Source organism: Cernens ardua (assembly GCF_051251085.1).
Classification (GTDB): Bacteria; Pseudomonadota; Gammaproteobacteria; order Pseudomonadales; family Halomonadaceae; genus Cernens; species Cernens ardua.
Genome location: NZ_JBPCZH010000001.1, coordinates 399512 through 424170, shown reverse-complemented (window position 1 = coordinate 424170; position 24659 = coordinate 399512). Strand labels below are relative to the sequence as shown.

At 48.9% G+C, this 24659-nt stretch carries 19 protein-coding genes and 1 tRNA gene; 7 read left to right on the top strand and 13 right to left on the bottom strand.

Annotation, left to right across the window (positions count from 1 at the left end; genetic code table 11):
* Positions 1–55: 55 nt before the first annotated feature.
* The 3 genes from LMG33818_RS01890 to tauA are packed head-to-tail and all read right to left on the bottom strand — an operon-like array spanning position 56 to position 2953.
* A complete protein-coding gene (locus LMG33818_RS01890; RefSeq protein ID WP_442321658.1) occupies positions 56–877 on the bottom strand; it encodes an ABC transporter permease subunit in 822 nt (273 codons plus the stop codon).
* A complete protein-coding gene (locus LMG33818_RS01885; RefSeq protein ID WP_442321657.1) occupies positions 864–1778 on the bottom strand; it encodes a taurine ABC transporter ATP-binding protein in 915 nt (304 codons plus the stop codon). The genes LMG33818_RS01890 and LMG33818_RS01885 overlap by 14 nt, the downstream gene beginning before the upstream one ends.
* Positions 1775–2953, bottom strand: coding sequence for a taurine ABC transporter substrate-binding protein (gene tauA / locus LMG33818_RS01880; RefSeq protein ID WP_442321656.1), 1179 nt, complete (start codon positions 2951–2953; stop codon positions 1775–1777). Before tauA ends, LMG33818_RS01885 begins: the two co-directional genes overlap by 4 nt.
* 351 nt (positions 2954–3304) lie before the next feature.
* On the opposite strand from tauA, the gene LMG33818_RS01875 reads away from it, so the two are divergent.
* Complete coding sequence (locus tag LMG33818_RS01875) at positions 3305–4624, top strand: MFS transporter (RefSeq protein WP_442321655.1); 1320 nt, start codon at positions 3305–3307, stop codon at positions 4622–4624.
* Between the two features lie 248 nt (positions 4625–4872).
* Here LMG33818_RS01875 and LMG33818_RS01870 read toward each other — a convergent pair whose 3' ends face one another.
* From LMG33818_RS01870 to LMG33818_RS01835, 8 genes are all read right to left on the bottom strand, one after another.
* Complete coding sequence (locus LMG33818_RS01870) at positions 4873–6144, bottom strand: D-mannose isomerase (protein ID WP_442321654.1); 1272 nt, start codon at positions 6142–6144, stop codon at positions 4873–4875.
* Positions 6145–6251: 107 nt separating this feature from the next.
* Positions 6252–7115: an SDR family oxidoreductase gene (locus LMG33818_RS01865; protein ID WP_442321653.1), complete on the bottom strand. Its 864-nt coding sequence runs from the start codon at positions 7113–7115 to the stop codon at positions 6252–6254.
* A 101-nt stretch (positions 7116–7216) separates the two neighbouring features.
* A complete protein-coding gene (locus tag LMG33818_RS01860; protein ID WP_442321652.1) occupies positions 7217–9136 on the bottom strand; it encodes an ABC transporter ATP-binding protein in 1920 nt (639 codons plus the stop codon).
* On the bottom strand, positions 9133–10104 hold the full coding sequence (locus tag LMG33818_RS01855) for an ABC transporter permease (protein WP_442321651.1): 972 nt from the start codon (positions 10102–10104) through the stop codon (positions 9133–9135). Before LMG33818_RS01855 ends, LMG33818_RS01860 begins: the two co-directional genes overlap by 4 nt.
* Entirely contained in the window at positions 10104–11147 is a 1044-nt protein-coding gene (locus LMG33818_RS01850; protein ID WP_442321650.1) for an ABC transporter permease, read from the bottom strand. Before LMG33818_RS01850 ends, LMG33818_RS01855 begins: the two co-directional genes overlap by 1 nt.
* 4 nt (positions 11148–11151) lie before the next feature.
* Positions 11152–12879 carry an ABC transporter substrate-binding protein gene (locus LMG33818_RS01845; protein ID WP_442322167.1) on the bottom strand — a complete coding sequence of 576 codons (1728 nt, stop codon included), beginning with the start codon at positions 12877–12879 and terminating at the stop codon, positions 11152–11154.
* Between the two features lie 359 nt (positions 12880–13238).
* Positions 13239–14600, bottom strand: coding sequence for an MFS transporter (locus tag LMG33818_RS01840; protein WP_442321649.1), 1362 nt, complete (start codon positions 14598–14600; stop codon positions 13239–13241).
* A 26-nt stretch (positions 14601–14626) separates the two neighbouring features.
* Entirely contained in the window at positions 14627–16906 is a 2280-nt protein-coding gene (locus LMG33818_RS01835) for a glycoside hydrolase family 3 C-terminal domain-containing protein (RefSeq protein WP_442321648.1), read from the bottom strand.
* Positions 16907–18263: 1357 nt separating this feature from the next.
* Between LMG33818_RS01835 and LMG33818_RS01830 the strand changes: the two genes are divergently transcribed.
* Positions 18264–19667, top strand: a complete 1404-nt coding sequence (locus tag LMG33818_RS01830) for an APC family permease (protein WP_442321647.1) — start codon at positions 18264–18266, stop codon at positions 19665–19667.
* Between the two features lies 1 nt (position 19668).
* A complete protein-coding gene (locus LMG33818_RS01825) occupies positions 19669–20628 on the top strand; it encodes an ROK family protein (RefSeq protein WP_442321646.1) in 960 nt (319 codons plus the stop codon).
* 159 nt (positions 20629–20787) lie between these two features.
* Here LMG33818_RS01825 and LMG33818_RS01820 read toward each other — a convergent pair.
* A tRNA-Leu gene (locus tag LMG33818_RS01820) sits at positions 20788–20872 on the bottom strand.
* Positions 20873–21301: 429 nt separating this feature from the next.
* Between LMG33818_RS01820 and LMG33818_RS01815 the strand changes: the two genes are divergently transcribed.
* Positions 21302–21820, top strand: coding sequence for a ComF family protein (locus LMG33818_RS01815; RefSeq protein ID WP_442321645.1), 519 nt, complete (start codon positions 21302–21304; stop codon positions 21818–21820).
* On the opposite strand, the gene LMG33818_RS01810 is transcribed toward LMG33818_RS01815, so the two are convergent.
* Positions 21817–22017: a hypothetical protein gene (locus tag LMG33818_RS01810; RefSeq protein ID WP_442321644.1), complete on the bottom strand. Its 201-nt coding sequence runs from the start codon at positions 22015–22017 to the stop codon at positions 21817–21819. The two genes, LMG33818_RS01815 and LMG33818_RS01810, sit on opposite strands and share 4 nt — an antisense overlap.
* 305 nt (positions 22018–22322) lie before the next feature.
* On the opposite strand from LMG33818_RS01810, the gene LMG33818_RS01805 reads away from it, so the two are divergent.
* The 3 genes from LMG33818_RS01805 (at position 22323) to folE (ending at position 24596) form a co-directional block, all read left to right on the top strand.
* On the top strand, positions 22323–22580 hold the full coding sequence (locus LMG33818_RS01805; RefSeq protein WP_442321643.1) for a hypothetical protein: 258 nt from the start codon (positions 22323–22325) through the stop codon (positions 22578–22580).
* A gap of 237 nt (positions 22581–22817) precedes the next feature.
* A complete protein-coding gene (locus tag LMG33818_RS01800) occupies positions 22818–23822 on the top strand; it encodes a serine/threonine protein kinase (RefSeq protein ID WP_442321642.1) in 1005 nt (334 codons plus the stop codon).
* 216 nt (positions 23823–24038) lie between these two features.
* Complete coding sequence (gene folE / locus LMG33818_RS01795) at positions 24039–24596, top strand: GTP cyclohydrolase I FolE (protein WP_442321641.1); 558 nt, start codon at positions 24039–24041, stop codon at positions 24594–24596.
* The last annotated feature ends 63 nt before the right edge of the window (positions 24597–24659 follow it).

The following is a 24659-nucleotide window of genomic DNA, read 5'->3' as shown; positions in this document are numbered from 1 at the left end:
TCTCTTCCTGTTTTTATATCGCTTGACATCATTAGCATTGACGCTTGATGCGCTTTTACCAATTGGCAAAATGTTTTTGGATGCTGCGTAGGCCGAACTCCATGACCAGCGCAATCAGCGCGATAATGATAATGCCCACCATGACAACATCGGTTGATAGATACTGTGCCGCTGACTGTACCATGAAGCCGAGACCACTATCCGCGGCGATCAGTTCTGCAGCCACGAGGGTGGACCAGCCCACCCCCAGCGCGATGCGAAGCCCGGTAATCACTTCAGGCAGAATACTGGGAATGATGATATAAACCAGTGTTTGCCAGCGTGATGCGCCAAGGCTTCTGGCCGCTTGCAACCGTGTCGGGTCGACACGAAGTACACCACTGACGGTACTGATCAACAAGGGGGCAAACAGCGCCAGATAGATCAGTAGCACCTTGGAGAGTTCTCCGATGCCACACCAGATCACGATCAATGGCAAATAAGCCAGTGGTGGAATCGGGCGATAAAACTCGATAAGTGGGTCGAGGGCAGCACGGATCAGTGGGCGTGTGCCCATCAACACACCCAGCGGAAGGGCGGTGATAACAGCAAATCCCAGAGCGGTCAGTACCCGCGCCAGACTCGTCCAGACATGTTGCCAGAGGGGGACGCCCATATAGCCCTGTTTCAGCAGCGTAATAAAGGTGCTGACCAAATGCCCCGGGCCCGGTAGAAATAACGGATTTACCCAGCCCAGTACTGACGCTAGCCACCAGATCACTATAAGTGCAATGATTGTGATGCCACCAATGACTTTGGGAAGAAAAAGGGCAATCCGTTGTCTTTCACCCTTTATTTCAGGTGTTTTCAACGGCGGAAATTGTTCAAATTGAGCCATGGCGTGCGCCCTCTGCAATGGTACCTTCGAAAGGAGCATCGGCTGTCTCATACTGACTGGACAGGGAGGTTGTTGTCGCACTTGCCTTCTGCTGATTAGTCGCAGATAGCGGGCTTTCTTCCCGTGGATGAAGCAAGGCATTGACTTCCTGCCGTAGCATTTCAAAGCGAGGATCACGGCGTAATGCCTCTGGCGTCTCCCCATCAATGAATCGTTCTGCGAAGCCGGGCTTCAAATGGCGGATGATTCGCCCCGGTGGACCCGCCATCACTAACAGATCAGTCGACAGCAGCAGGGCTTCATCAATACTATGAGTAATCAGAAAAATACCCTTGCGCGTTTTTCGCCAAAGTGTCAGTAGTAACCCTTGCATTCGTTCACGGGTCAATGCATCCAGCGCACCAAAAGGTTCATCCAGAAAAAGGAAATCCGGCTCTACGGCTAAAGCGCGCGCCAATCCCAGTCGTTGTCGTTGTCCACCAGAGAGCGCTGTGGGGCGTTGTTCAGCAAAGTCACTTAATCCTACCCACCCAAGGACCTCATGGGCCCGGGCTTTCTGTTCCCGTTGGGAGGCGCCCTTGAATTTTAGACCCAATGCGACGTTTTTCCATGCATTCAGCCAGGGCATCAACGCATCATCCTGAAACACTACACTTCGGTTACCCCCCGGGCCGTGGAGCGTCTGGTGATCAATACTGACGCTGCCATGATCGGGTGTCTGGAAGCCGGCAAGTACATTGAGTAGCGTTGACTTGCCACAACCTGATGGCCCCACAACTACCACGGATTCACCTTTGCTCATGCTGAGCGAGAGCGGTTCCAGAATTTGCTTGCGTCCACGTTTTCCCTTATCGGCAAAGGGATAGCTGACACTGATTGCATCTGCCTTCAATTCACTCATTGGCCCGACGTTTCCCCATGATCACTTGACGTAGCGGTGGCGTTTTTCACGTACTGAGCATCTACATAGTCAGCATAATTATCCAGTACCTGGGGAATACTTTTCTGTTCATACAGGAATTGGGAAGTCGCTTTGATGGCACGCGCTGTCCCACCGCCAAGATAGTGTGAGGAGAGTTGTTGCTCCCGATCGGGGAAGGTGGTGCCTTTCAACAAAGCGGGGATGTCCGCCGGGGAGGCGCCGGTCAGGCGTGCTATATCCGCGACTTGAGGCGATGAAGCATTCCATGCGGCAGGATCATGGTTGTAATTGGCAAAAGCATTCAGGCTCACTTGAGCGAGTTCCTGTAACACTTCCGGATGCGCTTTGGCATAATCCTTGCGTGCGACCCAGACTTCAAAAGTGGGGGCTCCCCATTGTGCGACCTGTGAAGAGTCCGTTAACACCTTGCCGGTTTTCTCAATCTGCCCCAGCGCCGGTGCCCAGACATAAGCTCCATCAATCACTCCTCGACGCCATGCGGCTGCGATTTCAGCCGGTTGCAGGTTTACAATGTGAACCTTTTGCTGATCAACGCCCCAATGTTTCAATGCTGCCAGTAAGCTGTAATGACTGGTCGATACAAAGGGGGTTGCGATGGTTTTTCCTTCAAGCTGTTTGGGATCGGTAACACCGCTACCGTCACGTACAACCAATGCTTCGGCGCTGCCGATTTGGCCTACCACCAAAAACGTGACCAGAGGGAGTCCTCGTGAATCTGCCGCCGCCAATGGGCTTGATCCCAAATCGGCTACCTGTAGGGAGCCTGAAGCCAATGCAGCAACAACACTGGGGCCACTACTGAACTTTTTCCATACGATGTGTTGGCCCGTTGCTTTCTCATATTCACCATTTGCCTGCGGTACCTTGGTGGGGTCAACGCCCGTTTGATAACCAAATGTGAGTGTATCGGCAGCCATGGCATCCGTCGTGAGTCCACTTTGGAGGCATAAGGCAGCGGTTATCAATCCCAGGGCACTGGCGCTTTTGACCGCTTTTCGTTTGAGAGTGGCTTTTACGCTATAAGCGTTCTTTGCTGTAGGAGTGCTTATTGGAGTCTGCAAAAAAGGCAGAGTATTAGTGAAATGTGTCGGATGAGATAGCGTGTCGAAAGTAGAGCGTAAGTGCCGGCGCATTGTTATTTCCTTGCGTGAATATCGGACCTGTCAAGCGATCCTGTTATAAAAGGTGCTGTATCAAGTATGCGTCGGCTTATCGGTAGCGAAAAATATCGAAATGTTCTATTTAGATGCGTGCAGATGTTATTTTTATATTCTGTTAATGAATATCTACAAAATCAGGGAACTGGCCTTTTATAGTGTTTAAAAATATTTTTTACCTGTTTTTTTAAAGGGTTAGCAGGGAAGTAGAGGCAATTTTTCTTCACGGAATCAGGAATATGTGGTAAAGGTAGTGGCGTTTATTTTTATTCCGCTTTCTCATGTTTATGAACAATTCATCATAATAATTTAATAAGTCAGGTCTGAATGAATCATTCATCCCCAACATCACAAGTAGCAGAAGTCTCCGATCTCAGGCGCTCTGTTTCCAATACCCTGAAAGGGTCTGCCGGCAACCTGATCGAATGGTATGACGTTTATGTCTATTCAGCCTTTGCGGGCTACTTCGAGTCACAGTTCTTTTCGTCAGCCGACAAGAATTCGGCTATTTATGTTTGGGCGATATTTGCCGCGACTTTTCTAATGCGTCCTTTGGGGGCCTGGTATTTCGGGCGCTATGCGGATCGTTTCGGCCGACGGAGCGCCTTGACATTTTCGGTCAGTATCATGGCGCTCTGCTCATTCGTCATCGCGCTCACGCCGACCGTTTCCTCCATTGGGATAGGAGCCTCGATCATTCTGTTGATCGCACGCCTGTTGCAGGGTTTTGCCACCGGCGGTGAATATGGGACCAGTGCGACTTACATGTCGGAATCCGCACTGAAAGGATGGCGTGGTTTCATGTCATCCTTCAACTATGTCACCCTGATCGGTGGGCAGGTTGTCGCACAGTTGGTTCTCCTGATTTTACTTTTGCTGTTCGATCATCATCAGGTTTCTGTATGGGGATGGCGCGTGGCCTTTGGTTTGGGTGGAGTCGCCGCGATTGGCGTTTACTTCATGCGTAAGACCATGGATGAATCCCTCAAAAAGACAGATCTTGATAAGGGCAAGGATGGCAAGAATCATCAGGGCTCCATGATTGAGCTGCTGACCCATTACTGGAAACCCCTGTTGGTATGTCTGTTGGTCACCGCCGGCGGTACCATCGCGTTCTACACCTATTCAGTGACGGCACCTCGTATCATTCAGTCCACCTTTGTGGGGCACGATATTATTATAGGCAGTGTGATCAATCTGATCATGCTGGGCTTCTTAATGGTGCTTCAGCCCATTGGCGGTGCGCTCTCTGATATCTGGGGAAGGAAACCTCTGCTGGTCTTCTTCGGCATGGGTGGTGTTCTCTATACAGGCTTCATGTTGAAAGCACTTCCAACCCAGACATCATGGCTGCCTGCAGCGCTGATTCTAGGAGTAGGTTTCATCATTCTTACAGGATATACCTCGATTAATGCCGTGGTAAAAGCCGAGCTTTTTCCTTCTCATGTGCGTGCGTTGGGTGTGGGATTTGGTTATGCCGTTGCCAACTCACTCTTTGGTGGCACTGCGCCATTACTGTATCAGGCGTCACTTGCCACTCAGCATATGACGTTGTTTATCGGCTATATCACTATTGTGATTGGCATCTCCCTACTCACCTATATTTTTGGAATCAAGAACAGAAAAGAGAGTCTGCTTGATAGCTAGGGTCTGATAGGCAATAAAAGATAGCTGTTAATGGCGAGATGTTAAAAGACAACTGCTAAGCGGCAGGCGATGATTAGCGGGTTCTGGCAGGTATATCGTGATCGTGTATCTGCCGGGTTTGCAAACATTTCTCGCCCACCTTTAATCACCTTTCAAGTGGCACCCCTGCGGACGCTTCAACGACAGCATTACTGCCGTTAATGAGAGTCATCAATAGATCAGGGGCACCCTCGACTTATCACTATTCCCTAGAGGGCATCCTTCCCTTCTGAAATCGCTTTCACAATCGTTGGAAATAAAGGCAGGCGTGGAATCAGAGTGGCTTGATAGGCATGATAAAGATCCGCTTTTCCTTGCCATATCTCTGACGAAGGTTGATTCTTTTCATCCAATTCCTGCCACCAACTGCCTTTTTCACGATCAATCAGATAGCCATCAATATAATCCCAGAAAGTCTTGTACCATTCTTCGTAGTCAGGATTACCCGTCCGCTTGAAGAGGGCATAGGCGGCCTCCGTGGCTTCCGCGAGTGTCCAGTGCATACGTTTTCGGATGATCGGTTTGTTGTCCCAATCGTGGCTATAAATCAGCCCCGGTTCACCGTCTACATTCCAGCCAACCTCGATCGCTTTATGGAATAACCCTTCAGCGTCTTCAAGCAGCCAATGAGGCGTATCTTCGCCGTGTGCCAATAATCCGGCTTCCAAATGCAGGATCAGCCTGGCCCATTCAAAAGAGTGTCCCGGAGTAGCGCCATAAGGGCGAAAAGGATCGGCAGGGGACTCTTTGTTGTAATCAGGCCACTCATTCCACGATTCATCAAAATGCTCCACGACCCTATATCCTTGCTTGCGGGCATGTTGGTGAATAATGAATGTGACGATGGAAAGTGCTCGTTCCCGCCAATGGGGCTCGTTCAAAACATCAGCCAGCTCAAGAAAAGCCTCGGTGGTATGCATGTTACTGTTACCACCGCGGTAAGCTTCCTCTTTCGACCAATCTCGCGAGAAGCTTTCATGTACCAATCCCTCTTTTTCTGACCAAAAGTGAGTATTGATTACATTGATGGCATCATCCAGCACCTCTCGAGCCCCTGCGATACCAGCCTGCCATGCACTCGCTGCACTCAATGTGATGAAGGCGTGAATATAGGCAAGCTTGGTACTGTTGGCTTTCTTGTTGATGGGAAGGGCGCCATACCAGCCGCCGTATTTGTCATCCCTGAGTACACCTTTCAAGGCATCGATCCCATGTTGTGCCAATGGTTTGGCACCGGGTTCTCCCCTTAGTGATGCCAGGGAAAAGCAGTGCGTCATCCTCGCTGTCTGCATGGTATCGGGGTGTGCATTTTTGGGAAGATGCCCATCGTTATCAAGTGCGGCGAAGCCTCCTTTTGGGTGACGTGAGGCACGGTAGAAGACCAACAGACGTTCGCCTTCTGCTTCCAGCCAATATCGATGAGAAATACGTTCCAGCCAGGGGACTGGGAGCACAACTGCAGGTTCATGTGGATCTGACACGGATATTACTCCATTGAGACACGACGGACTCTTGGTAACCACTAGCAGTTAAAGAAGCCCTTTATATGGGAGCATAAAGGGCTGAGGAAGAGGGCTGAGACTTGGGATTAACCATTTACGACTGTGCCCCCATTGGGGTGTAAGGTTTGCCCACTGATGAATGAAGAATCAAGCGAGGCTAAAAAGACGTAGCATGGTCCTAATTCAGAGGGTTGCCCGGCACGTCCCATGGGAGTGTTACTTCCAAAATCTTCCAGCATCTCCGGATCATGGGCACCTAAAGTAGCGGGTTGTAAGGGCGTCCAGACCGGGCCCGGTGCTACACAATTTACTCGAATGCCTTTGCCGACTACTTGATTGGAGAGCGCACGTGTGAAGCTGACGATCGCGCCTTTGGTGGCACTGTAATCGATCAGTATCTCGGGCCCAACGTAAGCATTGATCGATGTGGTATTGATAATCGTATCGTCTTCACCCAGATGGGGAAGTGCTGCTTTTGAAATGTAAAATATGCTATTGATGTTGGTGTCGAAAGTGGTTTGCCACTGTTCATCGCTCAACGTGGTGAGGTCGGTCGAGACAAACTGAACGCCCGCATTATTGACGACTGTATTGAGTTTGCCAAAGGTATCGACCACCTTCTTGACGACCTCGTGACAGAAATCACTACTGCGTAGATCTCCACGAATCAGCAGGCATTGTTGGCCTTCGGCCTCCACCAGGCGTTTGGTTTCCCTGGCATCATCATCTTCACTCAGGTAAGAGACAGCAACATCCGCGCCCTCGCGTGCGAAATGAATAGCCACTGAGCGTCCGATACCGCTGTCCGCGCCTGTAATCAGGGCTACTTTCCCCTTTAACTTGTCGCTTCCCTTATAGTCAGGGCGAATCATCTCCGCAGCCGGTTTGAGTAAAGACTCTTCGCCGGGAAGTGTCTGCTGTTGGGCATGAATGGTAGTCTTTTTGACCATTGATTCCTCCTGGAATGAAAAAAAAAGAGGTGCTCCAGGAGCACCTCTGTACAAGATAGCTGAATACAGGTAATTAGCCAGCATTCGAGCGGGGTATGAGACTAATGAGTGGATTGCATCAGCCAGTGACCTGGTGAAGCTTCTCTATATTTCCGTTTTGGTGGTTGATAGGAAAGTTCATGGATGGGGGTTTTCAATTCATGAACTTCCTGATGGCGCTTACTGTGTCGCCGTGCGGGATCAGGCAACGCGACTGAGCCAATCAAACGCTGTGTATAGGGGTGCAGCGGTTCTTCAATAATGTTGGCACGAGGGCCAATTTCAACAATTTCGCCCAGATACATAACAGCAATGCGGTGGCTTATGCGTTCCACGACGGCAATATCGTGTGAAATAAACAGCAGGGCGATACCCGTTTCCTCCTGTATATCCATCAATAGATTGACGACCTGTGCCTTGACCGAAACATCCAGTGCGGATACTGACTCATCTGCAATAATGACTTTGGGATCGAGCATAAGTGCCCGGGCAATGCACACGCGTTGACGTTGTCCACCAGAAAACTCGTGTGGATAACGGTTAAGCATTTCGGCAGCCAAGCCAACCTGATCCATCAGTTTTTTGGCTTTGGCGATACCTTCCTTGCGGGTTCCCATCGCGTGTTGCATGAAGGGTTCAAGTAACGCATTCATGATCGTTATACGTGGATTCAAGCTGGCCAGAGGATCTTGAGGAATCATCTGGATCTCGCGTCTCATGGTGCGCATGTCAGTGGAGGATAGCTCGGTGAGTTCTACTCCTCCAAGACGAATGGAGCCGGTACGCACCCCTTCATTCAAGCGAATAATGGATTTCCCCGTGGTTGATTTGCCACAGCCGGATTCCCCTACAATAGAGAGTGTTTCACCGGGATAGAGCTTGAACGAAACATCTTCCACGGCATGCACGCGAGCGATTTTTCGCTGGAAAAGCCCACCGCGCACATCGAAGCGCGTTGTCAGCGCAGAGACTTCGAGAATGGGCTCACGTAAATCCGGTGTTCGTTTTAAGGGTTGAGGGGCTTGTATATCGCCGCTTTGCATATCTATGGATGGAAAACGGAGTGGTGCGCTCGTTCCCTTCATGCTTCCCGGAGTGGGAACGCTGGCCAGCAACGCACGTGTATAGGGTTGCTGCGGATGAGAAAATATCTCGGTAGTAGGACCTTGCTCGACCATGTGTCCACGCAGCATGACTACGGTTCTATCTGCCACTTCGGCGACCACCCCCATATCGTGTGTGATGAACAGGATAGCCATGCCGGTTTCTTCCTGGAGCTGTTTTAGCAGATCCAGAATTTCTCCCTGTACCGTGACATCCAGCGCCGTGGTGGGTTCATCTGCGATAAGAAGATCAGGTGAGGAAGCCAGTGCCATGGCGATCATGACACGCTGCCGCATTCCCCCCGAAAAGGCGTGTGGGTAATCGTGCATGCGCGAACGTGCATTGGGAATACGTACCCGTTCCAATAAGGCAACAGCGTCTTCGAAGGCCTCCTTTTTGCTCAATCGCTTGTGGGCGGTCAACGCTTCCATGAGCTGATCACCCACTTTATAAATGGGATGAAGGCTAGTCATCGGCTCCTGAAAAATCATCGCGGCTTTCTGGCCACGTATACGCTCAGCCATTTGATCACGGCTCAGTGCCAGCGTCTCCGTATCATTGAGCTTGATAGTGCCTGTGATACGGCTGTTTTCAGGGTCCAACAAGCGCATGATAGCCAACGAGGTGACACTTTTTCCAGACCCTGATTCACCGACCAAAGCAACGGTTTCACCAGCGCGAATATCAAAATCAAGGCCCTCGACAACGGTATTCCACTGCTTTCGTCCACGACGGAAGGCGATGCCCAGATTTCTGACAGAAAGAACTGTTTTCCGGTCGCAATCGGTGGCTTTCCGGTTTTCAACTGATGAGGGATGATCCGGGCCTGTTTGTCGTGATGACAACTGCTGTGATGACAAGGTTCGCACGTCACTCATTTTCGTCTCATCCTCGGATCAATCAAAATACATAACAGATCAACAACTGCATTGGCGAATACGACAAAGAATGATGCATAGAGCACTGTTGCCATAATCATCGGTAAATCCAGCACCTGCATGGCCTGATAGGTCAAGCGGCCCACACCATTGATGTTGAAGACCACCTCTGTCAATACGGCAGCGCCCCCCACCAGCGCGCCAAAATCCATACCGAACATAATGACAATAGGGATAATCGCAGCCCGGGTGGCGTGCTTGATCAGGACTTTACGCGAGCTCAAGCCCTTGGCGAGTGCTGTCCGGATATAATCTTCCTGATAGGTTTCAATGATACCGCTACGCAGCATACGTCCATACAGGCCTACATACAGCAGTGCCAGGCAAATCCAGGGAAAGAGAAGCGAGAGAAACCAGCGTGCAGGACTTTGAGAAAAAGGAATATATCCCAGTGGCGGTACCCATGAAAACATCCAGGTATCGTGCAGCGCACTTTGCGTAACAAGATTGATCATTTCTCCCAGCCAGAAGACAGGGATAGAGACCAGCATGATTGAAATGCCCATGAGCAACCGATCCGGGAGCCGATTCTTGAAAGCGGCTGACACCATACCAATGAGCACACTGAGCACCATCCATAGCAGTGCACCACCTGCCACAAGTGAAAGTGTTGCTGGCGCTGCATGCATGATGGTTGGCACGATTTGCTCACCGCGGTTCACGAAAGAGGTCAAGTCCTGCTTAATGAACAGGTGATCCATCATGACGCCATACTGAACATAGATAGGCTTGTCGAGCCCAAATTCATGACGTACCGCTGCCAGGGTCTGAGGTGAGGCATTTCTCCCGGCAATCTGTGCGGCAGGGTCAACGCCCGGTGTAGCGAAAAACAGGGCGAAGGTTACCACGCTGATTCCGAACATCACGATCACCATGCGGATCAGGCGTGTCGATATTGCAGCAAACATTAGCGCCCCCTGCCTGATTTCGGATCAAGGATGTCACTCAGTACATCGCCAAAGAGGTTCAGTAGCAGCACTGTGATCATTATGGCGATCCCCGGCGCCATTGAGACAGCAGGGCGGCTATAGAGCAGATTTTGGCCATCCTGCAGGATTGTTCCCCAACTGGCATTGGGTGGCTGGACGCCCACAGAGAGAAAGGACAACGCGCTCTCGGTCACAATATTGAGGGCCATTAGCATCGGTGCAAAAACGATTAACGTCGATATAATGTTTGGCAGAATATGGGCGAACAAAATGCGTGAGCGTTTAATGCCAAGTCCTCGAGCAGACTGGATAAATTCGCTGTTTTTAATGGAAAGAACTTTTCCTCGGATAGGGCGCGAAACATAAGGCACATAGACCACGCCGATAATCATGATGGGAATAAACAGACTTCCCGAAGAAACATGGAAGGGGCCGATATCAAAGGTTTTTCCAATCATTAGAATGGAAAGGGTAATGGCTAGCAAATACACCGGGAAGGCCCACATGATATCGACCAGATTAGAAAGTACTCCATCTGTAATCCCACCGAAATAACCTGCCACGATGCCTACAATGGATGCGAGTATAAGGCAGATAACGGTGGCCGCGGCGGCTATCAATAGTGAATTCTGCCCGCCGTACAGCAACCTCGCCATTACATCGCGCCCTTGTGAATCAGCACCCAGTAAATACTGCCCGTGCCAGGTTGGACCGATGGGGGTAACACCCAATCCGAGGCCTTGGGTGGATTGCTGCATAACAGGGATGCTCTTGCCATTAATTTCGATATGCTGACTAAAACCGGGCTCGAATGGATTCGTTTTCGACACATAATGCGCATACAGCGGTGCCATCAGGACGGCCACAACCAGCAGAATGAGGCCGAGGCCGGAAATGATTCCTGTTGGGCTGGAGAGAATCCCCCGCCACAATTTTCGCCAGGGCCCACTGGGGGCCCTGTAGGAATCTTTTACTGACTCTTCTTGAGGAGAAGGTGTAACGGATTGGTTGGTTAAAGACATTTGCTTACTGCACCCATACTTTTGACAACAACATTTGATACATACCAGAGGAGGTGTAGTTGCCCAAACGTTTGGATACCAGATCTACCTGTTTCGGATTGAATAACGGAACAATAGGTGCCTGTTCCATGATCGAGCGGTCGATTTTGCTCCATTGATCTTCTGCACTTTTCTGATCGGAGGTATTCATCGCTGTTTGCATTTGCTTATCGATTGATGGCTGACAGAAACCAGCGATATTGATCGAACTATCTGAATTCTTGCGATAGGAAGCACAACTGAAGAGCACATTCAGGAAATCTGAAGGCTCAGGATAGTCAGAGAGCCAATCGGTGACTGACAATTGCACGTGGTTGCTGGTGTTCTGGATATAGGTGAACTGAATAGCGTTGGATAGCGTTTGTACTGATGCATTGTATCCAAGGTTATTCAGTACCGACTGAATGTAAGTGGCAATCCCCACACTTTCCTGATTTTCATTGGAGACAATGGTAATTTTCTGGCCTTTGGTACCGCTTTCATCCACCAGTGCCTGTGCTTTCTTCATGTCAGGCGCACTCCACTTTTCACCGGGGTTCGCAGTGTACTGGCAGAAGGGCTTGTAGCCCGGCATTCCGGGGGGAAGAATCTGGCAGGTTGGAGATGCCAATACTGAGCCACCACCTATTGCGACCAGGGCATTACGATCTACAGCATAATTCAATGCCTGTCGTACCTTCAGATTATTGAAAGGTGCCTGATGATTATTCATGGCAAGATAATAGGTCTCATTCAGCACGTTCAGATGTAACTGTGATGGGGCGTTTGTACTGAGTTCCGAGAGCCTGTCCACTGGGGGATTGCCATACATCCAGTCCGCTTGCCCATTCATGATCGCGTTTACCGATGCTTCCTGCGTATTACCAAAGCTATAGTCGATCTCATCTACATAACCTTTGGGCTGGGCTTCGGCACTCCATTGTTTGAAGTGAGGATTGCGTACAAGCACAAGCCCTGAGTTGGGATCATAGCTCTTGAACATGTAACTTCCGGTCCCCGCTACCGGTGTGTTACCTACATCATGATCGGGAGTGCTGGCCGGCAGGATAGAGGCATGGGGAGCGGCAAGTTTGTAAAGAAAGTCCGGGTCAGAGTGTACAAGATGGAAGGTGACTGTATTTTTCGCACTGTCGGTCGTAATGCCTCCTTTCAATGTACAACTTGCAGGTGTGCTCAAACACTGGGAAGCTCCGACGATATTATTATAAAAAGTACCCGAGGTTGGGCTCAGGACTTTAAAGATGCGCTGAAACGAGGCGACAACATCCTTGAGAGTGACGGGCTGCCCATTGGAGAATTCAATCCCCTTGCGAAGCGTAAAGGTATAGGTTTTTCCATTATCGGATACCTGAGGCAGACTGGTGGCCAAATCGGGGACGATTTTATCGCCCGCCTTCCCACCCGCTTTGTTGAATGCCACCAGACCATCATACACGGAGGCATAAAGCTGCCAATATTCGGCTTCGTAATTGACCATTGGGTCAATAGTGCCTGCAGAAGCCTGTGCCTGCAGGTTCAGTGTGCCGCCGTAGTGTGCGCTGTCATCTGCATGTACCAAGGGAGAAGCAATCAGCGAAAGTGCCAGCGTGGCTACTGGAAAGAGTGTCTTTCGGTTTACATGTAGGGAATGAGTCGAGAGTATTCGAGAGGAGGTGACGGCCATCTTCGCAAGTTCCTTGTTATAATGAAGCATATGCTGCACGGGCTTTTCCGGATAAGTAACTGGCTCAGCATAAATGACTTTGCTGTTCACATACAGTTACACGAAATAGCCAATCTAAAAGGCGAAAGAAGATTCCGTCAAGAACTAACATGTAATTGGAATTATTATTTTGGCGCGTGTAAGTAAACTATTTCCCTCATTAAATGGAATGCCCGGCTAAAACCGAGCCTAGACTCACGGGCCGGGTGCCTTCGAGTAAATGAACTCCTGATAAGCCACCCTGTACTCCCGTGATTCATGGTAATTTTCCCGAAGTCATGCCCTCAAAAACCCGAATCTCCATGCCCTTCCAACATGACTGTCTTCCAACCCTTATCTTCACTGATTGATTAACGTACACCTTTCACTTTCAAAATGGCCAACGCACCTCCCAGAGCAATAATGGCTGCTGCACAAAAGAGAGCGGTGTAGTTACCACCTCCGGCAATGGCCAAAAATAAGGGTGCCAGTGCAGGTGCAACGGATTGAGGAAGAGCATTGGCAATATTCATCACCCCCATGTTCCTGGCTGCATTTTTTCCGCGATCAGGAAGAATATCGACCACAAGCGCCTGGTCGACAGCAAGATAGATCCCCAAGCCCGTAGATGAAACAAAAATAGAAACGATAAACATCCCGAAGGAGTGAGCAAAAATCAGAATCGCCAATCCAATCGCGTAGATAACGCCAGCGGTGATAACATAGGCTTTCCTTTTTCCCGAACGGTCAGACAACCATCCAGAGACCAGGGATGCTACGATAATACATCCACCCATCACTGACGTAGAGATGAATATTCCGAAACTGACCTGGTGGTGAAGAAGTCCCATCACGTCGATCAAATAATAAGCCTGATAGGTCACCAACGTGGCCCAGCCATATTGAATCATGAAACGGCTGAGCCATGCCCATGCAAAGTCAGGGTGTTGGCGTGGATTAAGCCAAAAGCTTTGTATTAGCTCAATGGGGCGGAAGGGGGCTGGCGCGGGGAGTTCTGCAACTTCGGGCTCTGGATAGAAAAGGGTGAAGAAAGCGACGCATACAAAGCCAATGACTCCCGGTACCAGGAACATTAACAGTGTTTGTGTGCCAACGAGATTGATAATGGCAGCCCCGGCAAATACGGCAACATTTGATGACATGCCATAAAAAGCAGAAAGTTTGCCGCGCTGATGCTCGGGTACTCGGTCTGGCAAAATGGCTACCAGTGATGCCAGCGCGGCGTTGGTGCTCGCTTGCGTCACCCACCAGGCAATGCCAATCACCATCAGGGACTGAGTAGTGCCGATCACAGCAAGGCTGCCAACCGAGACCAACAATCCACCAATCAACCATGGGCGCCTGCGGCCCAGTCGCGTGCGGGTGCGGTCTGACAATACGCCAAAAATTGGATTGGATAGCATTGCCGCCAGCGCACCCCCTCCCATGATCCATCCTAACGTGGAGGATTTGTCGGTGGGATTCAATTCAGCGACACGTAGAGCAAGAGTGATGGTCACCGGTGTCAACAAGCCCAGAAAGAGGCCTACAACGGCCATTGAGTAACGTATAATGAACCAGACACTTACATCCGGGGTGGATGTAATACGTAGGTGCTCGTCCTCTGTTGCGGTATGGGTATCCTGTTGCTGCATAGTCAATGGCCTATGTAAAGGGCCAAAGGGTTTGCTACTACCGATTCCTTTACCTGACTGAATAAATCGTGAGTCCATGATCGGTTCCTCGAAAAACGGTCGGTTTAATGACGATTGGCGTGATTCAACGATGCCAGTAATGACGTCAGGTCATCTTCGGTAAATGCACCATAACTGAACGAAACCAATGCTCTGAGCGGGAGGTATTTACCCATTGCCTCCAACATGTCATCCCCCGTTTCTCCTCCGACCATGAGAGCCAGTTTAGGACGTGCTTCAATTGCCTTGGCAAGTGACCGCTGAAGCACAGCAATTAATGAAGGGACTTTCGCAAGATCGCCAATGAGTGTATTGCGGTGGATCGGGACAACTATCGCATCTCCTTCAACCTTGAGTGTTTTTTCCAATCGAATATCACGCGAAGATGCGCCTATTCGAATCACGAATTTCCCGTTAGGCACTCGCCAGTCATTCAGATCGGGATGGAAATAGGCAAAATCTCTGCGCGTAAGCTTTATTTCTACCGTTGTGGTTTTACCTGGCGCGAGCGCTACCTTGTCAAATCCGCGTAGTTGCTTTTCAGGAACATTAATCTCGCCGCTATGATCGGACAGATACACCTGCACGATCTCCTTGCCAAAACGCTGCCCGATATTGGTGATATCAACCTTGATCGTGAGCGACTCTTGTTGGCCTAAAGTGGTGTGCGATATATTCAGGTTGTCATAGCGGAATCGGGTGTATGAAAGTCCAAAACCGAAGGGGAAGAGGGGGGCAATATGACGTGCATCATAATGTCGGTACCCAATGAGTAGATTTTCTCCGTAATTCACGACATCCGTATCATTTGGCTGATCGGGTGAAGGAAACTCAACATAGGCAGGCGTGTCCGAAAGGTTTATCGGATAGGTTTCGGCAAGTTTTGCACTTGGCGTTTCGTGACCAAACAGGATGGAATACAGGGCTCCGCCTATGGCTTGCCCGCCCAAATGCCCTGTGATCACTGCATTCGCATGTTTTAGCCAGGGCATATCAATAGGCGCACCATTTGCCAGTACGACGACGAGTGCCGTCTCAGTGTGGGCCAATGCCTCCATGAGTACCAATTGGTTTTGCGGGATATGCAGATGGTGTCGGTCATAGCCTTCCGATTCGTAATGATCGGGTAAGCCCAGGAAGACAAGCGTCACCGGATGCTTGCCGGCCAGTTTGACGGCTTCTTTGATCAATTCTTCGTCAGGGGTATCCTCTTGCGCATTGAATCCTCTGGCGAAGGTATAGGCCTGCCCATTGTCTTTAAGGGCATCAATAAAGGATTCTACTCGGGTAGGGTTAACGTGAGAGCTCCCGCCGCCCTGGAAGCGTGGATGTTGGGCAAAATCACCGACAACAGCTATGCTTTTTTCCGATAAAAGTGGCAATACATTGGCATCATTTTTAAGTAATACAATGCTTTCAGTAGCCAGGGTTCTCGCCAGAGCATGGTGCTCCTTGTAGGAGACTTCAATGGGTTCGAGCCCTTGGCGTGTTTTCTCGTGGAGTGTCAGTAAGCGATCAACGGCCTGATCCAGTACTGACTCCGCCAGGGTGCCCTGCTGCACAGCTTCAATAATGAGCTGGTCACGTGTATTTCCCCCTGGCATTTCGAGGTCCAGCCCGGCAGACAAGGCATCTACGCGCTCATTAATGGCGCCCCAATCAGACATGACCACACCCTCAAACCCCCAGCGGTGACGAAGTATGTCAGTAAGCAGCCATGTATTTTCACTGGTATAGGTACCGTTGAGTTTGTTGTAGGAACACATGACTGTCCATGGATGCGCTTTTTTGACAACACGTTCGAATGCTGCGAGGTAGAGCTCATGCAAAGTCCGCGGCTCTATCAGTGCATCGACCGACATGCGCCGGTGTTCCTGATTATTGGCAGCGAAGTGTTTAAGCGATGTGCCAATGTGGAGCGATTGCATACCCGTCACATAAGCACTCGCCAGTTCACCGGCCAGTAAAGGATCTTCAGACAGGTACTCGAAATTACGACCTCCCAACGGCGAGCGTTTCATATTGATACCCGGCCCAAGGACGATTGCCAATTGGCTGGCACGCGCTTCACGCGCAAGCGCTTTTCCCAGTTGTTCCATTAGGGAACGATCCCAGCTACAGGCCAATGCCGATGCGGTTGGAAAACATGTTGCGGGGTTACTTTCACTGACCCCAAGGTGATCCGCTTCTTTGGGTTGTTGACGTAACCCATGTGGGCCATCGGCCATCATGTAGGATTTAATGGATAATCGTTTGATTGGTTTGGTACGCCAGAAATCCAGACCAGAGCATAGTTGCGCTTTTTCTTCCAGTGTCATGTCATGACGTAATTTCCGAGTATCCATTCTGATATTCCTGATAATGGTTAAGTCTACATTCAAAAAATTATGGAGCTGAAGAAATAAATAAGTGAGTGGGATCATTATCTATATTATTTATTAAAGCCAATAAACTTTAGTTTAGTAGTTTCAAGTCGTCTATAAAGGAGGTTAAAAAATAGTAAACTTTATAAAATAAGGAATGGGAAGATGATTTTTAATATCTTCCTTTAAAGGCTCGATGGACGGCAGTGGCAAATCTTAATCACCTGTATCAAAATGAATATTTTTCTTATATTTGGTTAACTATCTGTTTTGTATTGATTTTATTTCAATATTTTATATTGATAGAATGGGTAGTGTGATGGCGGATAAAAATGTCCAATACTACAAAATGTTAAATCCCCAATTTTTATTATCCTATGGTTGTAAATGATATGTTGGAAAGGTGGTAATTATTCATACATCATACTTAATGATTAAATGTTTAAAAGCACTGATGGAGTACTTTAGGAAGATAGATGTGGATATTCAAATGATATGGAAATGTTATTAGAGGATAAGGAGAGGTTATGCATCCTCTGTTAATAGATATCCCACGAAATACTCATTGCATATTGATAGGTTATTCATCTTCTTTGAAGGTAAACCCCGATCTATTTCATCTATACATTCACACTCTTTTGACGACAAGGTTTTACGACAAGAATTTGGATTCGCACCATAAGAACGGCCCTTCACCTCACTTGTATCAGGCTTCATCGTTGAGGGTGCCGGTATTCGATCGCAAAAATAGCAGGGTTATGCCGGAAATGGTGAGGAAGGAAAACGGTGAGCAAAAGGGCCTGATGATGGAATGAAAGGGGCTTAGGTGCAGTGCAATCAGCTGCATCACCATAGGATTAGCACAATGTGTATACACCGCTACCAGCTATAGAGCCCACCCAATGAAAAGGGGATCAGTAACCAGATGACTAGGATGAGGACGAAAGCGCTTAATAACAACCACCTGACCAAGGCGTACCTCTCTCTGCATTTTGCATAATTAATAATTTTTTAAGTTATAGTGTTCAAATGATACAAGAGATACCCCGCAATTTCCGGTCAAAATAATCGTAAGGAAAGATTAAAAATTTCTTATGAAAAACCGAGTATCTTTTATAATTGCCCAAGGGCAGTCCGCAGGGTGCTTTAAGTGCCCGTCATGCATGCTTGCCACGGCTTTGGTTACCTCATACACCTATAAAATAGCCATCTCCCCCCGGTATTTTGGATGTCGCACGTTTAACCTCTCCTGTGTTGAAAATTCTTTTTCAACACAGGAGTCTTTTTCTAAAATGGTATTTCACTTGTGGTCACCTCAATAAAAACAAGGAAAGAGAGCATGGATACTCCCCATTCAGTCGGGTTACGCAAACGCATCGGACTTTGGCGTGCTGTGGCTCTCAATATGGTGCAGATGTGTGGTGTAGGTCCTTTTATAACCATTCCCGCGATGGTGGCCATGTTCCATGGGCCTCAAGCGGTGATGGGGTGGGTAGCCGGTGCTCTTCTTGCGCTATGTGATGGGCTGGTCTGGGCTGAATTGGGAGCCGCCATGCCTGGTTCGGGAGGGACCTACATATACTTGCGTGAGGCTTTTCGCGACCGTACTGGTAACTGGATGCCTTTTCTGTTTGTGTGGACCGCTATTCTTTTTGTACCACTTATCATGTCGACCGGTGTAGTAGGATTTGTTCAATATTTATCGTTTTTTATTCCCGACCTGTCCCTGGTGGTACAGGTCATATTAGGGCTTGTACTTATCCTTTTATCGTGGCTTTTCTTATGGCATCGCGTAGAAACCATTAGCCGTTGGGTAGTGGGCCTCTGGGGAGTGATGATTATTGCATTGCTGATGGTTATCCTCGCCAGTTTTTCCCGCTTCAATCTACATCATGTTATCGATTATCCTGCGGGAGCCTTTGCGCTCAACCACAGTTCGTTCTGGTTTGCTTTTGCAGGTGGGCTAACCATCGGCGTCTACGATTACCTTGGTTACAACACGACGGCGTATATGGGGGCAGAAGTTGAAAACCCGGGGAGGATCATTCCCTTGTCAATTACGCTCTCGATTATCGGTATCATGATTGTTTATTTGCTGATGCAGGTCGGAATGCTTGGGGTGATTCCCTGGCAGCAAATGATTGAACCGGGAACCCTGGCCAATCAGGCACTGGCCTCGGCTGTTCTGATGGCTACTTGGGGAAAGTGGGCCGCTTATATAGGCACTGCTCTGATTTTGTTGATTGCTTTCACCTCTTTTACAGTGGGAATGCTGTCAGGTTCACGTATTCCCTATGAGGCAGCTCGTGATGGCGTGTTTTTTAAAAGATTTGCGACCTTGCACAAGACCAGAGCTTTTCCTGTCTATGGTGTGATTGTCATGGTGGTCATGACCATGATGGGATTTGTATTGGGAGAACTGACCAATTTGTCGGCTTTGATTCAACTATTAACGACCGTCATGATCATTGTACAAAGCCTAGGGCAAATTGCGGCTTTTATTGTACTCCGGCGGCGACGCCCTGAGATGGACAGGCCTTATCGCATGTGGCTGTATCCATTGCCGTTGATCATTGCTTTGGCCGGTTGGGTAGGTATCTACCTGATGTCAGATTCAGCTGCACCGGGACTTCATCCCATCGAGCTTTCTCTGGCATGGGTGGCAATGGGGAGTATTATTTTCCTGATGTGGGCGCGATGGCATCATCTGTGGCCTTTTGCAATTGAAGAAAAGAGCGAATGACATGACCAAAGCACAAGGGCTTGCCATCGATATTGGCGGGACGAAAATGGCGATTGCCGTTTTTGATGAGTCAGGCAGGATATTAGCTTTTAAACGCGTTCCCATGGATACGTTGGACAGAAATAATCCGGTCAAGGATATTACTCGTTTTCTACAGCGCTGGTGTGTTGAGCATCAGTGGCAGGCGGTAACATCCATTTCTGTGGCGGCACCCGGGCACCCGGAAGATTCGGGAGAGTTTTCGCCCAATAATCCCAACTGGAGTTTTCAGCATATGCTGAAGGCGCTCACTGAAGCATGGCCAGCAGCGAATGTGGCAGGTATAAATGATGTAAAAGCTGCCTGCTATGCGGAGTATAAATCAGGCAGATGGCATGCAGAATCCCTCCTGCATTTCAATTTGGGTACAGGCTTTTCCGCAGGGGCCGTTATTGAAGGGCGCCTACTGCAAGGGGCACATAAAATGGCGATGGAGTTGGGATATTTATTGCCTTCGCTTTATCCTCTGCATGGAAAGTACTCCAAAGGCGCGTGTTCTGGTGTAGCACCGCTAGAAGATCGTGTTTCGGGTGCAGGCATGCGGGCACAACTCAATCATAGTGGCTTTCCCCATCTTCAGGCTGCCGAAATACTGACAGCTCAAGAAGGTGACGCATTATGGTCAATGCATGAAGAGTTCGTCGACGAATTCAGTCGTGTGGTCTGCAATACGGCGATTACGCTTGACCCTGATGTGATCACCCTGGGTGGGGGATTGGCCCCTTTTTGCCAGGTATTTTTGCCGATGCTCCAAGCACATATCGATGAATTTTTGCCCTGCCCGGTGGCTATTCACATTTCACAGATAGCAAATCATGGCGCTTTGCTGGGGGCTATTGCTTTAGGCTGGGAAGCCATGACAGGGACCGAAGAACACCTGCCTGATTCGTTGATTCAAAGCGTCATGAAATTCAAGGCCTGATTGAAAGGCCTGCACTGGTGTGGAAACACGGTTGCTTGTATGGCATCAATAAGCATGGGGAGTATGCCTCTTCACAGGCCAACCATTCCAGTTCTTGAATCATTTTCTCCAGCAAAAAGAAAACCCCTTGTATTGTTTGAAAATACAAGGGGTTAAATCTGGTACCGGACAGGGGACTCGAACCCCCACACCTTACGGCACTAGAACCTAAATCTAGCGTGTCTACCAATTCCACCAATCCGGCGCGGTGCGCATTATGCACAATACATTCTTGATATTCAATAGAAAGCACTAAATTTATTCGAGAATCGGCCGATAATACTATTGCTGCCCTTCGATGAAGGTATTTTATTCACTTTCATGATGGCTCTAGGGAATTTGAATCCGTGTGGATTGCTGCATGATGGGGTGTGATGTGACGCTTTATACATGGCTGGAACGTCAGCTTTTTGTATTGCTTCCCGGGTATTGTCCACTTTGTTTGGGAATGCCCCAAAAACGGTTGCCCTGGTGCAAACCCTGTTGGCAGGCACTCCCACTGAATGATGCTGCCTGTTCGCTGTGTGCTGAGCCTATCACCTGCCGAATAAGGCGCAGGGTATGTAATGAAGATTTAGACAGCCTTGGAATGCATGAGCCAATGCTTTGTCAGCAGTGCAGGGATACTCCTCCCATGTTGCATTACTGTCTGGCACCTTACGTCTATCAGAGAGAAATTGCCCGACTCATGTGTCGTTACAAACAGCATGGTGATTTACTGTCGGGGAGGTTACTGTTCGAACTGGTCTGGTATCGGATTGCAGGAATGTTCTTATTTGAAGGTGGTAAGCGTGTTCAAACATTATTGGCGGTCCCCCCCGATTGCAAACGTACACGTAGCAGAGGGTTTGACCCTGTGTACGTATGGGCCAAGCGTTTATCCAGACTGACAGGGCTGCCTTTATTGACAGCGTCACGTAAAGAGGGGTTGGCGCCTCAAAAAACATTGAACAGACGTGAACGGCGAGCAAACATGAAAGACGTATTTGAATTGGAGGGGCGTGTACCTGAACGTATACTGATATTGGATGATGTCGCCACTACAGGGGCGACATTGGATAGCCTGGCAGCCACCTGCTTTGTACATGGGGCCGAATGGGTGGGTGCGCTGGCATTTGCTCGAACGCCTACAAAAAGGGGTAACAGCTGCTAACGACTTCCCTTGTGCAATTTTCGGCGGTTCCGTTTCAGTCGACGCTCCCGTGAAGGAAACAACCATACCTTGCTGACGATAAACAGGCTGACCAGTAAAATCAGTATGATCCCGAGGATGTAAGGAAGCATGCTGACCAGCCACTGCAAAGGGGCATCTGACGTTGCTGGCAGAAAAAGATGTTGCTGAAAATCCATGGTGCTCTGCTTTTTGGTAATCAATCGTGGGAATCGGCACGACGCCAGTGCGGCATTTTACGCATATTCAGTCATGATACCGAATATTTTTGCCGTTATTGTTATAGTTTGTTGTTATTCCCATGTGAGTTGTGAATAGCTGAATCATTATGGTGTGTCGAGGCTCGATGTGTGAAGAAGTGCTACAAGGGAAAACGTTGTAAAGAAAAAGGCGCGAATAATGGCATGTAATAGCCACAAACTTTTTTCAAAACATTGTTTACCGCGTAGAAGAACAGGCCTTGACTGAAAACAGGTTATACAACGTGAATTATATTATCAATCCTGATGAAGTGATGCCAATGATGGAAAAAGTGGCTTGTATCAATGTGATCGTGTTGTTTCTCGCACTCATCGCCATTTTGTATGTATGGATAAGATGGGCTCGGCGTACTCAGCGTAGATGGCCCGATTCCCGTTTTCAGGAAGAAAAAATCGACTTTTCAATGAAGGTCAAGCGTCCGACATTTTACATTTTGGCCATTGCGGTCCTGGTGATTATCGGCGTACAGCATTATGGATAGTGGAATCAGCTCTAAAGGTAGATGTCCCTATCGTGAAATATTGTTTTTTGTAAATAGGACGGTCTACAAGCATACCTACGGTGTGTATATGTTGACCTGCCCCCTGTGGCATGAATTCAGCAAACAGGAATCGAATGTCCCTCTATTGGCAAATGGGCAATCCTGTGTGGTCAATGCTGTTTTTTATAAAATCAAACTGTAGATGAGTGCGAGAACGCGCTTTAGAAGATATTCAATATGACAAACACTTTAACCCATCACAGTACTTCGCAATTACCCTTTGCGACACTGGACCCAGGCAGTATTGTGCGTGCTATTGAGTCATTGACTTTTCGGGTCGAAGGCGAGCCTTTTGCCCTGAATAGTTACGAAAATCGTGTCTATTCATTCAGGGATGACGAAGGGCATCGTTGGATTGCCAAGTTTTATCGACCCGGGCGCTGGAGTGATGAGGCGATTCTGGAAGAGCATCGGCTTCTGACGCACTTGCATGAAAAGGGCGTGCCTGTAGGCAATGTGTGGCGGGATGCAGAGGGTAAAAGCCTGTTCCATATTGAAGGACAAAGGTTGGCTATTTTCCCGCATGTTGTTGGCCGTTCTCCGATGCTGGAAGACCCTGACGAGTTATTTGCGCTGGGGCAGCTGATCGGGCAAATGCATGCAGCAGCCTCGACCGTGAGCTTATATCATCGTCCGACTTTCGACCCGCTTAGGGTATGTCAGGAAAGTCGTGAAACAGTGCTGAACAGTGGGCAGCTCTCAAGCCAAAATCGTGCCGATTATGATGTTGTCAGCAAAGGGATCATTAAAGCCATTGATTCGTTGAAGCTACCACAGGTAAAGCCTATCGTAGTCCATAATGATTGCCACCCGGGTAACGTGTTAGGTCATGATGGGCATTATACACTGGTCGACTTTGACGATTGTGGTTATGCCCCTGCCATTCAGGACTTATGGATGTTTTTGAGTGACCCGAATGAACAGGGCTGGCGTACTCAATTGTCCGAGTTGATAGAGGGCTATGAAGAGTTCAAGGAGTTTGATCGACGTGAAATTCAATGGATCGAAGTGCTTCGGACAGTTCGTGTTATGCGGCATAGCGCCTGGATTCTTGATCGATGGGCTGACCCTGCCTTTCCCCAGGCATTTCCATGGGTAAATGATGAGGGGTATTGGAACAGTCATATCCGTGAATTGGAAGCGCAACGTGTAGCCATAACGCCACAGCGGTGGATGGCTTAACATGCAGGCGTTACGTTGTGCCGCATGATACATTTGGTATTCGCCATCATTCACATAAATGATTGGGTCAAGGAAGCGGCATAGCCTTGTCGTGTTTTGTGCCCTTGGGCTAGACATCAGGCTGTTGCAAGACAGCAATGCTTATCAGCGCATTTAAGTGTACACTTCGCGCATCATTTATTTGTTTTCACAGATCAGGAAAGACTGGATTACTCCATGACCGATGCTTCATTAGAAAGTCACTACCGCGCGATTCTTGAGCAGTTGGGTGAAGATCCTACGCGTGAAGGGTTGGTGGATACACCCAAACGTGCTGCCAAGGCCATGCAGTTTTTAACCCGTGGTTATCATCAGACCCTGGATGAAATTGTGAACGGAGCTGTATTCAGCTCGACCAATGATGAGCTGGTGATCGTCAAGGACATCGAGTTGTATTCGCTCTGTGAACACCATATGTTGCCTTTCATTGGTCGGTGTCATATCGGCTATCTACCGGGGGGCAAGGTGTTGGGCCTCTCCAAGTTTGCACGCATCGTTGATATGTATGCGCGGCGCTTGCAGATTCAGGAAGAGCTGACTCATCAGATAGCCGATGCGGTCCAGAAAGTGACGGGGGCATCGGGAGTAGGTGTCATTATTGAAGCGCGTCACATGTGCATGATGATGCGTGGTGTAGAAAAACAGAATTCCAGCATGAAAACGTCTGTGATGTTGGGCAGATTGCGTGAAAGTGCCAATACGCGTCAGGAGTTTCTGAACCTGTTGAGGAATTGATGCGCTCTGACGTGACAAGGTGAACTTTCAATCTCCCTCGGAAGTAATCATCTTCAGCGGCAA